Raw genomic sequence first — 15,198 nt, 5'->3', positions numbered from 1 at the left:
CGAACCTCCGCCTCGGCGGGGAAGGAGAAACTGATGCGAAAGCGGGCGCGGATCCTCGTTCCGCTCCTCGCGGCGGCCATGGCCGCCGCCGCGTGCTCCGGTGGCGGCGCCACCCTGCCCACCCAGGGCTCCCAGGGCGCGAGCCCGCCCGCCGGCAACCCGGGGAACCCCGGCTCGCTGCCCCGCAACGAGACGCTCTACACCACCGGCACCCAGTGGGGCCCGCCCGCCCACTTCAACCCCATCCGCGAGGGCGACCACGCCACCGGCACCAAGGGCCTCGTCTACGAGACGCTCTTCCACTACGACCCCAACACCGCCAAGCTCGTCCCCTGGCTCGCCGAGAGCGGCTCCTGGACCAGCGACACCGTCTACGAGGCCAAGATCCGGTCCGGCGTCACCTGGTCCGACGGCAAGCCGCTCACCGCCAAGGACGTGGCCTTCTCCTACGGCCTGGGCAAGATCGAGACGATCTCGTTCCACAACCTCTTCGACTGGCTCAAGAGCGCCGAGGCGATCGACGACAAGACCGTGCGCTTCACCTTCTCCAAGGCCAACTACCAGGAGTGGGACTTCAACCTCTACAGCCGTGTCATCGTGCCCGAGCACATCTGGGCGGGCCGGTCGGAGGAGGAGGTGCTCAACGGCGCCAACGAGAAGCCCGTCGGATCCGGCGCCTACACGTACCAGAGCCACGACCAGGACCGCGTCGTCTACGTCAGGCGCGACGACTGGTGGGGCAAGAGCGCCCTCGGCAAGGAGCCCAAGCCGCGCTACATCGTGGACGTCGCCACCCCCGGCAACGAGGTGGCCATGGGCATGCTGCTGCAGAAAGGCCTGGACCTGAGCAACAACTTCCTGCCCGGCGTCGCCAACCTGGTCAACGGCAACTTCGGCATCACCACCTTCTACAACGAGCCGCCGTACATGCTCTCGGCCAACACCGCCTGGCTGGTGCCCAACACCACCAGGAAGCCGATGGACGACCCGGCCTTCCGCAAGGCGCTGGCGGCCTCCGTCGACACCAAGAAGATCGTCGAGGGCGTGTACGGCAACCTCGTCAAGGTCGCCAGTCCCACCGGCCTGCTGCCGCAGTGGGACCAGTTCGTCGACCAGGCCGTGGTGGGCGGCAGCGGCTTCGCCTTCGACACGGCCAAGGCCAGGAAGACGCTCGCCGACGCCGGCTACCGCGACCGCGACGGCGACGGCCTGGTCGAGAACAAGGACGGCTCCAAGATCAAGCTGACGCTGATGGTGCCGACCGGCTGGACCGACTGGATGGAGGCCGCCCGCACCATCGCCACCAGCGCCAAGGCCGCCGGCATCGACGTCACCCCCGACTTCCCCGACTTCAACGCCCTGGTCGAGAAGCGCAGCAAGGGCGACTTCGACCTGCTCGTCAACAACGAGCGCCAGCTCTCCAACACCCCGTGGACGTACTACGACTACGTCTTCCAGCTCCCCGTCAACAAGACGCAGAACACCGTCAACTTCGGACGCTACGAGAACAAGCGCGCCTGGGAACTGGTGCAGCAGCTCAACCAGGTCCGCACCGACGACGTCGCCGGCATGAAGGCGGTCATCTCGCAGATCCAGCGGATCCACCTCGACGAGATGCCGATCATCCCGCTCTGGTACAACGGCCTGTGGGCCCAGTCGAGCGTCGCCACGTGGAAGAACTGGCCGTCCGCCGCGCAGGGCGCCCCCAAGTCCGCGCCCGTGATGTGGCGCCACTGGCTGGAGCTGGGCGGGTTCGAGACGCTCACGCAGATCCAGCCGGCCGGTTCCTGACCGACCTGATGAGCCTGACCGACCTGATGAGAACGACCTGATGTGAACGGCCCCCTCCGCCCCGCGCGACCGCGGGGGAGGGGGCCCTGGAGAGGCTCACGTGCGCCAATACTTCGGCAGGAAACTCCTCGTCTACGCGCTGACCTTCGTGGTCGCCGTCACCGTCAACTGGATGATCCCGCGCTTCATGCCGGGCGACCCCGTGGCGGGCATGCTGGCCAGGACCGGCGTGTCGCAGCCCGCGGCCGTCGAGGCGATGCGCGTCTACTACACCGACCTGTTCGGCTTCGACCGGCCGCTGTGGGAGCAGTACGCCAACTTCTGGGCGACCCTGCTGCGCGGCGACTTCGGCATCAGCATCTGGCTGTTCCCCACCCCGGTCAGCACGGTCATCCTGCGTGCGGTGCCGTACACGCTGGCGCTGATGATCCCGGCGGTGCTGCTGAGCTGGTGGGCGGGCAACCGGCTCGGCGCCTACGCGGCGCGGCGCAGGCTGCTCGACAACACCGTCCTGCCCGTCGGCTACGTGCTGACGGCCATGCCGTACATGTGGCTGGCCGTGCTGCTCGCCTGGGGGCTCGGGGTGGTGGCCGGCTGGTTCCCGGTGGCCGGCGGCTACGCCTTCTCGCTGCGGCCGGCCCTGACCGGGGAGTTCCTGCTGAGCCTGGTGCACCACTGGGTGCTGCCGTTCCTGTCGCTGTTCCTCGTGGCGCTCGGCGGCTGGGCCATCGGCATGCGCAACATGATCATCTATGAGCTGGAGTCGGACTACGCCACCTACCTGGCCGCCCTCGGCGCGCCGGCCAAGCTGATCCGCCGCTACGCCTTCCGCAACGCGGTGCTGCCGCAGATCACCGGGCTCGCCCTGCAACTCGGCGTGCTGGTGGCGGGGGCGCTGGTCACCGAGATCGTCTTCTCCTATCCGGGGCTGGGCAGCCTGATCCTCAAGGCCATCCAGAACCAGGACTTCTTCCTGCTGCAGGGCACGTTCATGTTCATCGTGATCGGCGTGCTCGTGGCCAACTTCGTCATCGACCTCGTCTACGTCGTGGTCGATCCCCGCACACGAGCCGGAATGGCGGGTGCACAGGCATGACCACGACCCCCCTCGCCGAGGGCCGCGCCGAGACCCGGGTGGTCCGCCGGGAGGCGCTGCACTTCGCGGTGCGCAACGGCAAGCTGGTCACCGGGTTCGGGCTGGTGCTGGTCCTGCTGCTGCTCGGCGTGCTCGGGCCGCTCCTCCTCGGCGTGACGGCGCCCAACGAGTACGTCGCCGCGCCCATGCTGCCGCCGTCGGCCGAGCACTGGCTCGGCACGACGACGTTCGGCCAGGACGTCTTCACCCAGTTCGTGTACGGCCTGCGCACCACGTTCGCCGCCGGGGCGCTCGGCGGCGGCATCGCGGCGGTGATCGCGATGGTGGTCGGGTTCGTCGCCGGCTACCGGGGCGGCCTGGTGGACGAGGTGCTGAACATGCTCACCAACATCGTCCTCGTCATCCCGACGCTGGCGGTGCTGCTCATCATCAACGCCTACCTCGGCATCCGCAGCGTCGCCGTGCAGGCGCTGTTCATCGGCCTGACCTCCTGGCCGTGGGCGGCCCGGGCGATCCGGGCGCAGACGTTCTCGCTGCGCGGCCGCGACTTCGTGGACCTGGCCAGGCTCAGCGGCCTGACCACGCCGCGGATCATCGCGCGGGAGATCGCGCCCAACATGAGCTCCTACCTGTTCATGACGTTCATCCTGCTGTTCGGCGGTTCGGTGCTCATCGCCTCGTCGCTCGACTTCATCGGGCTCGGCCCCACCGAGGGCGTCTCGCTCGGGCTGATGCTGCAGAACGCCACCCAGTGGAGCGCGCTGCAACTCGGCCTGTGGTGGTGGTTCGTGCCGCCCGGCCTGGCGATCACCGCGATCGTGGGCGCCCTCTACGTCGCCAACGTCGGCCTCGACGAGGTCTTCAACCCGAAGCTGAGGACGACATGACGCTCACCGTCACCGACCTGCGGGTCTCCTACCGGACGCTGCGGGGCGAGGTGAAGGCGCTCGACGGCGTGTCGTTCGGCGTGCGGGACGGCGAGATCCTCGGCCTCGCCGGCGAGTCCGGGTGCGGCAAGACCACGCTCGGCAAGAGCCTCATCCGGCTGGACGGGCGGATGCGGCACGCCGGCGGCACCGTCGAGCTGGACGGGCGCGAGCTGCCCATCGCCGACGACCGGCGGATGAACGACTTCCGCTTCCACGAGGTGTCGCTCGTCCCGCAGTACTCGATGAGCGCGCTCAACCCCACCCGCCGCATCGGCCGGATGGTCGGCGAGCTGCTGAGGTCGCGCGGCGTCGCCCTCGACCGTGACAAGCTGGAACGCCGGCTCGACCTCGTCGGGCTGCCCCGCGAGGTGCTGGACCGCTACCCCCTCGAACTGTCCGGCGGCATGAAGCAGCGCATGGTCATGGTCGTCTCCACCCTGCTCGACCCGTCGCTCCTGGTCGCCGACGAGATCACCTCCGCGCTCGACGTGTCCACCCAGAAGGCGGTCGCCCGGGCACTGCTCGGCTTCCGCGACGGCGGCGTCGTCAAGAGCATGATCTTCATCACCCACGACCTGGCGCTCACCTCCCACATCGCCGACACGATCATGGTGATGTACGCGGGCCGGCTCGCCGAGAAGGCGCCCGCCGACGTCATGGTCAAGGCGCCCCGCCACCCGTACACCCGCATGCTGATCAACTCGCTGCCCGAGGTCGGCGTCCGCCACGCCGAGCGCCGGCTGTCGGGCATCGCCGGCAGCCCGCCCTCGCTGCTCGACCCCCAGCCCGGCTGCCGGTTCCGCGACCGCTGCCCGCTCGCCGACGCGGGGTGCGCCGAGGACCCGCCGGTGACCGAGACCGAGCCTGACCACTTCGTCGCGTGCTGGAAGGCCTGATGCTGAGACTCGACAACGTCACCAAGGTGTACAGGACCGGCACCTTCGGCGGTAGGACGGTGACGGCCGTCGGCGGGGTGAGCTTCGACGTGCTGCCCGGCGAGGTCGTCTCGCTCATCGGCGAGAGCGGCAGCGGCAAGAGCACCATCGGCCGGATGATCCTCGGCCTGACCTCCGTCACCAGCGGCGCCATCACCGTGGACGGGTCCCCGGTCCGGCCGGGCAAGGACTACTACCGGGCCGTGCAGGGCGTCTTCCAGGACCCGTTCAGCTGCTACAACCCGGTGTTCAAGGCCGACCGCGTGTTCACGCTGATCAAGGAGAGCTACTTCCCGCGGGTGTCCGCGGCCGAGTGGACGGAGCGGGTGGACGCCGCGGTGCGGGACGTGCGGCTCAATCCCGGCGAGGTGCTCGGCAAGTACCCCCACCAGCTCAGCGGCGGCCAGCTCCAGCGCATGCTGATCGCCCGCGCGCTGCTGCTCGACCTGAAGCTGCTGGTCGCCGACGAGATCACCAGCATGCTCGACGCGTCCACCCGCATCGACGTGCTCAACCTGCTGGCCGAGCTGAAGACCCGCGGCCTCGGCGTGCTGTACGTCACCCACGACCTGTCACTCGGCACCTACCTGGCCGAGCGCACGGTCGTGTTGCGTGGCGGCGCCGTCGTCGAGATGGGCCCGACGGACCAGGTGTTCGGTGACCCCCGGCACCCCTACACGCGGGCCCTGCTGGCCGCGGTGCCCCGGCTGAACGCGCCCTGGGAGGACCCGTCGCCCGTGACCTCCTGCCTCTACCACGACAGCGGGGCGGCCGGCGGTGACGGGCGGTCGGACGGGCGGCCGGACCGGCGGCTGGTGGAGGCCGGGCCGGGACACCTGGTCGCCTGCGCCCGGCTCGCCGACTGCCCGCCCCCGTGAGGGCCCACTGCCGGCCCCACCACAGGGCCCCACCACAGGGCCCGCTATGAGGCGTCCACGAGGCGGCGCTCGCCGGCCGCCTCCACGATCGCGGCGCCCGCGGCCACCTCGACCCGGCCGTCGACCACCCGCGCCGGGTAGGTCGGCACGCGCACGCCCGGATCGTCCAGGCACGCCCCCGTGACGAGGGAGAACACCTGCTTGTGCAGGGGGGAGGCCACGGTCGGCTCGCCGCCCCTGGTGCCCACGATGCCGCGGGAGAGCACGTACGCGCCGCTGAACGGGTCGAGGTTGCCGATCGCGTACACCTGCCCCTCGAAGGTGCGGAAGACGGCCACCTGCTCGCCGTCCACCAGGGCGCACGCCCCCCGCTCCGGCAGCAGGACGTGGTAGTCGCACACGGTCATCCAGCTCATGAAGTCACCACCATCGGCTTGATCTGGTCACGTTCGCGTTCGAAGACGATCGACGGGTCGGGGACGCCCGGGGCGTTGACGAAGCTGACGAAGCGGCTCAGCTTCTCCGGGTCCTCGATGGTGGCGCGCCACTCGTCCTGGTACGTGGCCACGTGGTGCGCCATCTGCGCGTCCAGCTCCGCGCACAGGCCCAGCGAGTCGTTCACGATCACGTCGCGGACGTGGTCGAGACCGCCCTCGACGGACTCGATCCAGGCGGCCGTGCGCTGGAGCCGGTCGGCCGTGCGGATGTAGTACATGACGAACCTGTCGATGGTCCTGATCAGCTCGTCGGTCGACAGGTCCGAGGCGAACAGGTCGGCGTGGCGCGGCTTGAAACCGCCGTTGCCGCCCACGTACAGGTTCCAGCCCTGCTCGGTGGCGATGATGCCGAAGTCCTTCGAGCGGGCCTCCGCGCACTCGCGGGCGCAGCCCGACACCGCCGACTTCAGCTTGTGCGGCGCCCGCAGGCCCCGGTAGCGCAGCTCCAGCTCGATCGCCAGGCCCACCGAGTCCTGCACGCCGTAGCGACACCAGGTGGAGCCGACGCACGACTTGACCGTGCGCAGCGCCTTGCCGTACGCGTGGCCCGACTCGAACCCGGCGTCCACCAGCCGCTTCCAGATCTGCGGGAGCTGTTCGACGCGGGCGCCGAACAGGTCGATCCGCTGCCCTCCGGTGATCTTGGTGTAGAGGCCGAAGTCGCGGGCCACCTCGCCGATCACGATGAGCTTGTCCGGGGTGATCTCGCCGCCCGGGATGCGCGGGACGACCGAGTACGTGCCGTTCTTCTGGATGTTGGCCAGGAACGCGTCGTTGGTGTCCTGCAGCGTCGCCCGCTCGCCCTCCAGCACGTGCCCGTTGTGCAGCGAGGCCAGGATGGAGGCCACCGTGGGCTTGCAGATGTCGCAGCCGCGCCCGGTCCCGTGGTTCGCGATGAGCTCGGAGAACGTCGTGACGCCGCGCACCCGGATGATGTCGAACAGCTCGGCCCGCGAGTAGGTGAAGTGCTCGCACAGCGCCTTGCTGATCTCGACGCCCGACCTCTCCAGGAGCTGCTTGAGCAGCGGCACGCAGCTCCCGCAGGTGGTGCCCGCCCGGGTGCACGCCTTGACGCCGGGGACGTCGGTCACGCCCTTGTCGGCGACGGCCGTGCGGACCGCGCCCGCGGTGACGTTGTTGCACGAGCAGACCTGCGCCTCGTCGGGCAGGTCCAGGTTCGCCGCGCCGGACCCGGTGAACAGCAGGTCCGACGGCGCGGCCGGCAGCGGCTTGCCGACGAAGGGCCGCAGCGTGGTGTACGGCCCGGCATCGCCCACGCAGATGCCGCCGAGCAGCGTCTGCGCGTCGTCGCTGATGAACAGCTTCTTGTAGATGCCGCCCACCGGGTCCATGTAGGTCACGTCGAGCGCGCCGTCCATCGCGCCGAACTGCGCCACCTCCACGCCGAGCAGCTTCAGCTTGGTGGACAGGTCGGCGCCCTCGAAGCCGGACCCGCCGCCCAGGACGCGGTCGGCGGCCACCTCCGCCATCGTGAAGCACGGCCCGACCAGGCCGTACACCATGCCGCCGGCCAGCGCGCACTCACCGATCGCGTACACGGCCGGGTCGGAGGTGCGCATGCCCTCGTCCACCACGATGCCGCCCCGCTCGCCCACCTCCAGGCCGCAGGCGCGGGCCAGCTCGTCGCGCGGCCTGATGCCGGCGGAGATGACCACCACCTGGGCGTCGAGCAGCGTGCCGTCCGGCTTCAGCAGCCCGGTGACCCGGCCGCCGGAGTCGGTGACGATCTCCTGGACGCCCGCGCCGGCGTGCACGCTCAGCCCCAGGCCCTCGATGTGGCCCTTCAGCACCGAGCCGCCGCCCTCGTCGACCTGGCGCGGCATCAGCCACGGGCTCATCTCCACGATGTGGGTGCGCAGCCCGAGGCCGCGCAGCGCGTCGGCCGCCTCCAGGCCGAGCAGCCCGCCGCCGACCACGACGCCCTCCGCCGCGCCCTGCGAGGCGTCCCGGATCGCGTCCAGGTCGTCGATCGTGCGGTAGACGAAGGCGTGCTCGGCGCCCGGCACCGGCGGCACGAACGGCGCCGACCCGGTCGCCAGCACCAGCACGTCGTACGGCTCGGCGGTCCCGTCGGCGGTGGTCACCACGCGGGCCTCGCGGTCGATCCCGGTGACGCGGGTGTCCAGCCTGGTCACGACCCCGTCCGGCACCGGGTAGGTGAGGTCCTCCAGGCTCTTGTCCGTCAGGTACGAGGTCAGCGCCACCCGGTCGTAGGCCGGGCGCGGCTCCTCCCCGATGACGGTGATCCGCCCGCCGAACCCCCGCTCCGTCAGGGTCTCGACGAACCGGTGGGCGGCCGGGCCGAACCCCACGACGACGACGTTCCTCATGCCGAAACCCCTTCCTGCTCACACAGCCAGCCGACGATGCCCTCGACCGCGTCGCGGCACGTGCCGCACCCGGTCGTGGCCCTGGTCGCGGCCGCGATCCCGGCCACGTCCCGGGCGCCGGCCTCCCAGCACGCCCGGATCTGGCCCTTGGTCACGTTGTTGCACTGGCACACCTTCGCCGCGTCCGGCATCAGCGTCGGGCTGTCGGCGACGTGCGCCGTGGCCGACAGCCCGGGGAACAGCAGCCCGGCCCGGTCGCCCGGCAGCGGGCCGCCGCGGTCGAAGAGCTGCGTCAGCGTGCCGACCGCGTCGCTCTCGCCCAGCACGATCGCCCCCACGAGCCGGCCGTCGCGGATGACGAGCTTGCGGTAGGTGCCGCGGGCCCGGTGGGTGAAGCGCACCACCTCGGCGTGCTCCTCGGTGAGCTGCGTCTCGCCCATCGCGGCCAGCTCCACGCTGCGCGCCTTGAGCCGGGTCACCATGCGCGAGCCGCGGTAGAGCGCCTTGCCGCCGGTGATGACGTCCGCGGCGACGCCCGCCTGCTCCCACGCGGGGGCGACCAGGCCGTACACGGTGCCGTCGTGCTCGGCGCACTCGCCGATCGCGAAGATCGACGGGTCGTCGGTGCGCATCTCGTCGTCCACCACGATGCCGCGGCGCACCTCCAGGCCCGCGTCGGCGGCCAGCCCGGTGACCGGGCGGACGCCGCAGGCCAGCACGACGAGGTCGCCCTCGACCAGGTCGCCGTCCGCGAGCAGGACGCCGTCAGCCTGCACCGCCTGCGCGGTCACGCCGGTACGGATGTCCACGCCCAGCCCGGCCAGCGTCTCGCCGAGCACCTCACCGGCCTCCACGTCGAGCTGGCGCTCCATCAGGTGGCCGGCCAGATGCAGCAGCGTCACCGGCAGGCCCCGCCCGGCCAGGCCGCGGGCCGCCTCGACGCCGAGCAGCCCGCCGCCGATCACCACGGCCCGGCGGCTGCTGCCCGCCGACTCCAGGATGCGCTCGCAGTCGCCCAGCGTGCGGAACGGGATGGCCCGCTCCACGCCGGGGATCGGCGGCACGATGGCGTCGCTGCCGGTGGCCAGCACGAGCACGTCGTACGGCACCCGCCGCCCGTCCTCGGTGACGACCGCGCGGGTGTCGCGGTCGAGGCACGTCACGGCGCTGCCGAAGACGGCCTCCACGCGGTGCGCCGCGTACCAGGAGGGGTCGAGCAATCGCACCTGCTCGGGCCGGGTGCTTCCGGCGAGCACGTTGGACAGCAGCACACGGTTGTACGGCTGGCACGTCTCGGCCCCCACCACGGTGATCGGCAGGTGCGGGTCACGTGCCCGCACCTCGCTCACCAGGCGGGAGCCCGCCATGCCGTTGCCTACGACGACCAGTCTCATGCGACCCTCTCCACCTTGACGGCGCACACCTTGAACTCCGGCATCCGGGACGTCGGATCCAGCGCGGGGTTGGTCAGGCGGTTGGCGCCCTCCCAGTGGAACGGCATGAACACCGTGTCGCGCCTGATCGCGTCGCTGATCCTCGCCGCTCCCCGTGTCTCGCCCCGGCGGCTGCGCACCCGGACCATGTCGCCGGCGCCGATCCGCAGCTCCTCGGCGAGGTCCGGGTGCAGCTCCACGAACGGCTCGGACACCGCCTCGGCCAGCGGGCCGATCCGGCGGGTCTGGGCGCCGCTCTGGTAGTGGGCGAGCACCCGGCCCGTGGTGAGGTAGACGGGGTAGTCCGCGTCGATCTCCTCGGCCGCGGGCCGGTGCTCGACCGGCGTGAACCTGGCCCGCCCGTCCGGGGTGGCGAACCGGTCGAGGAACGGCCGCGGCGTGCCCGGGTGGCCCGGTGCCGGGCAGGGCCAGAAGACGCCCTTGTCCGCCTCGATCCGCTCGTAGGTGATGCCCGCGTAGTCGGCCAGGCCGCCGGCGCTAGCCTCGCGCAGCTCGTCGAACACCACGCGGGGGTCCGACGGCCACGCGTGGCCGAGCCGGGCGGCCAGCTCCCGGATCACCTCAAGGTCGCTGCGCACCCCGGCGGGCGGCTCGACGGCCTTGCGGCGCAGCAGCACCCGGCCCTCCAGGTTGGTCATCGTGCCGGTCTCCTCGGCCCACTGCGTCACGGGGAACACCACCTCGGCCCTCGCCGCGGTCTCCGACATCACCACGTCGCACACCACCAGCAGGTCCAGCGCGTCCAGCCGCCCGGTGACGTGCGCCGAGCGCGGCGCCGACACCACGGGGTTGGAGCCGAACAGCAGCAGCGCCCGGGGCCCGGCCGGCGTGCCGAGCGCGTCGAGCAGCTCGTAGGCGGACCGGCCGGGACCCGGCAGGTCGTCCGGCTGCACGCCCCACACCTTGGCGACGTGCTCGCGGGCCGCCGGGTCGTCGATCTTGCGGTAGCCGGGGAGCTGGTCGGCCTTCTGCCCGTGCTCCCGGCCGCCCTGGCCGTTGCCCTGGCCGGTGACGCAGCCGTACCCGGAGCCGGGCGTGCCGGGCAGGCCGAGCGCGAGCGCCAGGTTGATGAACGCGGTCACCGTGTCGGTGCCCTTGGCGTGCTGCTCGGCGCCCCGGCCGGTGAGCACGATCGCCCGCTGGGCGGCGGCCAGCGCCCGCACGGCCTGTCGCATCCGCGCCACCGGCACGCCCGTGACCCGCTCGACCCGCTCCGGCCACCACGACGCGAGCGACGTGCGCACCTCCTCGAAACCGGTGGTGCGGGCGGCGATGTACTCCTCGTCGACCAGGTTCTCGGCGATGGCCAGGTGCAGCAGGCCGAGCGCCAGCGCCAGGTCGGTGCCGGGGGTTGGCTGCAGGTGCAGCCAGGCCAGCTTGGCGGTCGCCGTGCGGCGCGGGTCCACCACGATCAGCCGCGGTCCCGACAGGTGGCGGACGAACGGCGGCATCGTCTCGGCGACGTTGCCGCCTGCCAGCAGCACCACGTCCGCCTCCGCCAGGTCCGTGATCGGGAACGGCATCCCGCGGTCCATGCCGAACGCCCGCATCGACGCGGCCGCCGCCGACGACATGCAGAAGCGGCCGTTGTAGTCGATCTGGCTGGTGCCGAGCGCCACCCGGGCGAACTTGCCGAGCTGGTAGGCCTTCTCGTTGGTGAGCCCGCCGCCGCCGAACACGGCCACGGCGTCGGGGCCGTGCTCGGCGCGGATCAGGGACAGCCGGTCGGCCACGTGGTCGAGAGCGGTCTCCCACGCGACGGGCCTGCCGTGCAGCAACGGGCCGGTCAGCCGCTCGCCGTTGGTGAGCAGCTCGCCCGCGGTCCAGCCCTTCTGGCACAGGGCGCCCCCGGCGTTGGCCGGGATGTCGGTCCTCGGGGTGATGGCGGCCTCTGGGGTGATCGCCATGCCGCACTGCAGGGCGCAGTACGGGCAGTGCGTCAGCACGGGGAGTTCCACGTTCGTCCTGCCAGGGGTCGTCATGCCGGAAGGGGGTTCTCGGGGCCGTCAGACCCGGGCGTAGGCCAGGCTGGCCACCCGGGAGACGCCTACGGTGCGCATGTAGCACCACCAGGTCAGGGCGAAGCAGGCCAGGTAGAAGGCGCCGAAGGCGAGGAACGCCGTCGCGGGGCTGCCGGTCGCCGCGAACGACATGCCGAACGCCCGGTTGATGAGGAAGCCGCCCAGCGCGCCGACAGCCGAGATGATGCCGATCGCCGCCGACGCCTGGCGCTTGCCGTACAGCAGCGCCTCCTCGCTCTCGCCGCGCTCGGCGACCGCCTTCGCCTGGAAGATCGCCGGGATCATCCGGTACGTGGAGCCGTTCCCGATGCCCGAGGTGACGAACAGCGTCTGGAAGGCCAGGAAGAACAGCCAGAACGACCCGGAGGCGGTGGCCGACCACACCAGCACGATGCCCGCGCCCATCCCGGCGAAGTTCCACAGCGTCACCGGCGCGCCGCCCAGGCGGTCGGCCAGCCAGCCGCCCACCGGCCTGATGAGCGAGCCGAGCAGCGGTCCGACGAACGCCACCGCCGCGTACGGCGCGTCGGGGAAGAGGCTCTTGCTGAGCAGCGGGAACGCCGTCGAGTAGCCGATGAACGAGCCGAACGTGCCGATGTAGAGGAACGACATGGCCCACGTCTGTGCCCGCCCGGCCACCGCGAGCTGCTCGCGCGGGTTCGCCTTGGCGCTGGTCAGGTTGTCCATGTAGAACCAGGCACAGCCGGCGGCCACCACGATGAGCGGCACCCAGAACCAGCCGGCGGCGGCCAGCCCGAGCGAGCCGATCACCAGCGGCATGACGAGCTGCACCGAGCTGACGCCGATGTTGCCGCCCGCCGCGTTCAGGCCGAGCGCCACGCCCTGCTTCGAGCGCGGGTAGAAGTAGGTGATGTTGGCCATGCTGGAGGCGAAGTTGCCGCCGCCGACGCCGGCCAGCGCCGCGATCACCAGGAACAGCCAGTACGGCGTGCCCGGATCGTTGACGGCGAAGCCGAGCAGGACCGCCGGGACGAGCAGCAGCAGCGCGCTGACCACGGTGAAGTTGCGCCCGCCGAACCTGGCGGGGCCGAAGGTGTAGGGGATGCGCAGCACCGACCCGATCAGGTTGGGCAGCGCCACCAGCCAGAAGAGCTGGTCGGTGGAGAACTCGTAGCCGCCCATCTTGGTCGCCACGATGCTCCACAGCGTCCAGACGGTGAAGCCGAGATGCTCGGCGAAGATGGAGAAGACGAGGTTTCGCCGCGCGACCCTCTTGCCCTTGTTCTCCCAAAAAGCCTCGTCATCGGGGTGCCATTCGGCGAGCCACCGCGCCATCATCTCCTCCTACGCTCTGCTTTCTGGTCACCGAGCGTAGGAACGACGGGTTACGCACTCTGACAGTCCGTGGCTGTGCTTCAGTTACGGGTAATTCACCGCGGTAACAACGGCTACACATGGGTAACGCGCGAAACACAGCCGCAACAAACGCGATGTGAGGGTCAGGCCAGGGGTGGGGCCAGCGGGTTCGGCACCGGCACGCAGCGCATCGCGCCGCCGCCCGCGCCCGTCCAGCGCAGCAGCAGGTTGGCCTTGGCCGGGACACAGGAGGCGGCGAGCAGGGCGCGGACCTCGGGCGGGTCGCCGTGGTCCCGCCCGCACGCCGCCACCACGGCCCGCGCCCGGCGCCACAGCTCCCCGGCCAGCCCGGGATGCCGCTCGCCGACGGCTCCGGCGATCTCCGCGAGGTTGTTCACGACCAGGCAGTACACCAGCCGCTCCCACCCGTAGGCGGCGCTCACACCGGGCCCGCCGGTCGCGTCGCGCCCGGCCAGCAGGTCGCGGTGCCGGTCCGCGACGAGCTTCACCCCCTCGTGGTCGCGGAAGATCACCTGTCCCGGCGTCCCGGTGGCCCCGTCCACACCGACGAGCACGTTCTGCAGGTGGCACTCCAGCACCACCCCGTGACGCAGGTACGCGTGCAGCACCGGCGGCACCAGATGGTCGAGATAGCGCTGCCACCACTCCACCGCCCCGGCCCGGTCCAGGCCGTCGAGCGGGACCCCGGGGTAGCCCTCGCTGATCCCCGCCGCCAGCAACGGCGTCAGCCCGGCGCGCAGGTGCCCCCGCAGGCCGTCGCGCACCACGACCGCCAGCGCCTCGCCGCCGTCCGGCCCGCCCAGGTCCGCCGTACGGTAACCGCGGTCCGACAGCACGGACGGCCGGGGCAGGTGTCCCGGCAGGTCGTCGAAGACGGTCCGCAGCACGCCGTCCACCGCCGTGAGCCACCGCAGGTCGCGCAGCCAGAGCCGCCGCACGTCGTTGGTGATCCGCACGTCCAGGCTGAACTTGCAGAACAGGTCGGCCTCCGGCAGGTACACCGTCCGCACGGACGAGGTCGGCACCGCCACCACCTCGCTCCGCCCCAGCCACACCAGCCCCCGCGCCCCGTCGCCCCGCGCGCCCCCGCGCCGCGGCCTCCCCTCAGGCCCGCCCCCGCGCCGCGACCTGCCGCCCCGGTTGAGTGCGGGCAGGCCGCCCAGCAGTTCGAGCTGCCACGGATGGGCCGGCAGGAGACGACAGCCGGCGGGAGCCGGGCCCAGACCGTCGAGGGCGGCCGGGTCGCCCTCCTCCACGAGCAGGTCCTCGGGCACCCCCAGCAGCTCCAGCGGGAAACGCGCGTAGGCCTCGGGCGCGTAGCGCAGCCATGCTCCCGCCCTCCTTCCGCCGCGCGCCTTGGGCGCCGGGTGGTAGCGGTGCCCGGCCAGCAGCGCCTGCTCCGAGCGCAGGTACGGGTCCTGCGGCGGCACTGCCTCCCGGCGCGCGGCGTGCAGCGCCGTGACGACGTCCCGGCTGTGCGCGATCTCGCCGGGAAGGTCGTCGTTGCCGATCCCCGTGCCCGCCCGCAACTCCTCGGCGACCACGGTCACCAGCCCCTCCAGCGAGAGCACCCGCCAGCCGCCGGGCGTGAGCACCTCGGCCCACGACGGATGACGTGTCCCGCTGCCCCCGGGCGGACGGCCGGCTCCCGGCTCGGCGTGGGGCGGGTCGTGAAGAGGCCGCGGTCCGGCGGGCGACGGGTGATCGCGAGCTCCCGGCGCCACGGGAGCGGGATGGGTGTCGGGGTGGTGAGGGGGGCAACTCGTGCGCACCCGGAGGAGGCGGCCGGTGGCCGGGAGGCGATGGCCGTCCGGCTCCGGCCGGGCGACCTCGCGGAGCACGCAGTTCAGCAGGGCCGTCATGGTGAGGACTTCCCCTATGTCCCGACATGACATGACACCTTCCTAC

Annotated in this window: 11 protein-coding genes; 5 read left to right on the top strand and 6 right to left on the bottom strand. The window is 71.8% G+C overall.

Annotation, left to right across the window (positions count from 1 at the left end; translation table 11 throughout):
* Window positions 1-33 precede the first annotated feature (33 nt).
* From FHU36_RS27365 to FHU36_RS27345, 5 genes are all read left to right on the top strand, one after another.
* Window positions 34-1,791 (top strand): ABC transporter substrate-binding protein, encoded by a 1,758-nt coding sequence (locus tag FHU36_RS27365; protein ID WP_185086666.1) that lies wholly within the window; start codon window positions 34-36, stop codon window positions 1,789-1,791.
* A gap of 100 nt (window positions 1,792-1,891) precedes the next feature.
* Window positions 1,892-2,887, top strand: coding sequence for an ABC transporter permease (locus tag FHU36_RS27360; RefSeq protein WP_185086665.1), 996 nt, complete (start codon window positions 1,892-1,894; stop codon window positions 2,885-2,887).
* A complete protein-coding gene (locus FHU36_RS27355; protein ID WP_185086664.1) occupies window positions 2,884-3,774 on the top strand; it encodes an ABC transporter permease in 891 nt (296 codons plus the stop codon). The genes FHU36_RS27360 and FHU36_RS27355 overlap by 4 nt, the downstream gene beginning before the upstream one ends.
* Window positions 3,771-4,712 (top strand): ABC transporter ATP-binding protein, encoded by a 942-nt coding sequence (locus FHU36_RS27350; RefSeq protein WP_185086663.1) that lies wholly within the window; start codon window positions 3,771-3,773, stop codon window positions 4,710-4,712. Before FHU36_RS27355 ends, FHU36_RS27350 begins: the two co-directional genes overlap by 4 nt.
* Window positions 4,712-5,629 carry an ABC transporter ATP-binding protein gene (locus tag FHU36_RS27345; protein ID WP_185086662.1) on the top strand — a complete coding sequence of 306 codons (918 nt, stop codon included), beginning with the start codon at window positions 4,712-4,714 and terminating at the stop codon, window positions 5,627-5,629. The genes FHU36_RS27350 and FHU36_RS27345 overlap by 1 nt, the downstream gene beginning before the upstream one ends.
* A gap of 44 nt (window positions 5,630-5,673) precedes the next feature.
* On the opposite strand, the gene nirD is transcribed toward FHU36_RS27345, so the two are convergent.
* The 6 genes from nirD to FHU36_RS27315 all read right to left on the bottom strand — a co-directional run bounded on the left by nirD (window position 5,674) and on the right by FHU36_RS27315 (window position 15,152).
* Window positions 5,674-6,045, bottom strand: a complete 372-nt coding sequence (nirD, locus tag FHU36_RS27340; RefSeq protein ID WP_185086661.1) for a nitrite reductase small subunit NirD — start codon at window positions 6,043-6,045, stop codon at window positions 5,674-5,676.
* Window positions 6,042-8,477 (bottom strand): nitrite reductase large subunit NirB, encoded by a 2,436-nt coding sequence (gene nirB / locus FHU36_RS27335; RefSeq protein WP_185086660.1) that lies wholly within the window; start codon window positions 8,475-8,477, stop codon window positions 6,042-6,044. The genes nirD and nirB overlap by 4 nt, the downstream gene beginning before the upstream one ends.
* Window positions 8,474-9,871: an FAD-dependent oxidoreductase gene (locus FHU36_RS27330; protein ID WP_185086659.1), complete on the bottom strand. Its 1,398-nt coding sequence runs from the start codon at window positions 9,869-9,871 to the stop codon at window positions 8,474-8,476. Before FHU36_RS27330 ends, nirB begins: the two co-directional genes overlap by 4 nt.
* On the bottom strand, window positions 9,868-11,913 hold the full coding sequence (locus tag FHU36_RS27325; protein ID WP_185086658.1) for a molybdopterin oxidoreductase family protein: 2,046 nt from the start codon (window positions 11,911-11,913) through the stop codon (window positions 9,868-9,870). Before FHU36_RS27325 ends, FHU36_RS27330 begins: the two co-directional genes overlap by 4 nt.
* A gap of 24 nt (window positions 11,914-11,937) precedes the next feature.
* On the bottom strand, window positions 11,938-13,251 hold the full coding sequence (locus FHU36_RS27320) for an MFS transporter (protein WP_281394345.1): 1,314 nt from the start codon (window positions 13,249-13,251) through the stop codon (window positions 11,938-11,940).
* Between the two features lie 161 nt (window positions 13,252-13,412).
* Window positions 13,413-15,152 carry an IucA/IucC family C-terminal-domain containing protein gene (locus tag FHU36_RS27315; RefSeq protein ID WP_185087671.1) on the bottom strand — a complete coding sequence of 580 codons (1,740 nt, stop codon included), beginning with the start codon at window positions 15,150-15,152 and terminating at the stop codon, window positions 13,413-13,415.
* Between the last annotated feature and the right edge of the window lie 46 nt (window positions 15,153-15,198).

The organism is Nonomuraea muscovyensis (assembly GCF_014207745.1).
Taxonomy (GTDB): Bacteria; Actinomycetota; Actinomycetes; order Streptosporangiales; family Streptosporangiaceae; genus Nonomuraea; species Nonomuraea muscovyensis.
The sequence above is the reverse complement of the archived record's forward strand: the minus strand, read 5'-3'. Positions and strand labels throughout refer to the sequence as shown.

Coding starts and splice junctions, on each gene's coding strand:
- nirB (WP_185086660.1), bottom strand. CDS start 8,477: ATGAGGAACGTCGTCGTCGTGGGGTTCGGCCCGGCCGCCCACCGGTTC.
- FHU36_RS27315 (WP_185087671.1), bottom strand. CDS start 15,152: ATGACGGCCCTGCTGAACTGCGTGCTCCGCGAGGTCGCCCGGCCGGAG.
- FHU36_RS27350 (WP_185086663.1), top strand. CDS start 3,771: ATGACGCTCACCGTCACCGACCTGCGGGTCTCCTACCGGACGCTGCGG.
- FHU36_RS27355 (WP_185086664.1), top strand. CDS start 2,884: ATGACCACGACCCCCCTCGCCGAGGGCCGCGCCGAGACCCGGGTGGTC.
- FHU36_RS27330 (WP_185086659.1), bottom strand. CDS start 9,871: ATGAGACTGGTCGTCGTAGGCAACGGCATGGCGGGCTCCCGCCTGGTG.
- nirD (WP_185086661.1), bottom strand. CDS start 6,045: ATGAGCTGGATGACCGTGTGCGACTACCACGTCCTGCTGCCGGAGCGG.
- FHU36_RS27320 (WP_281394345.1), bottom strand. CDS start 13,251: ATGATGGCGCGGTGGCTCGCCGAATGGCACCCCGATGACGAGGCTTTT.
- FHU36_RS27345 (WP_185086662.1), top strand. CDS start 4,712: ATGCTGAGACTCGACAACGTCACCAAGGTGTACAGGACCGGCACCTTC.
- FHU36_RS27365 (WP_185086666.1), top strand. CDS start 34: ATGCGAAAGCGGGCGCGGATCCTCGTTCCGCTCCTCGCGGCGGCCATG.
- FHU36_RS27325 (WP_185086658.1), bottom strand. CDS start 11,913: ATGACGACCCCTGGCAGGACGAACGTGGAACTCCCCGTGCTGACGCAC.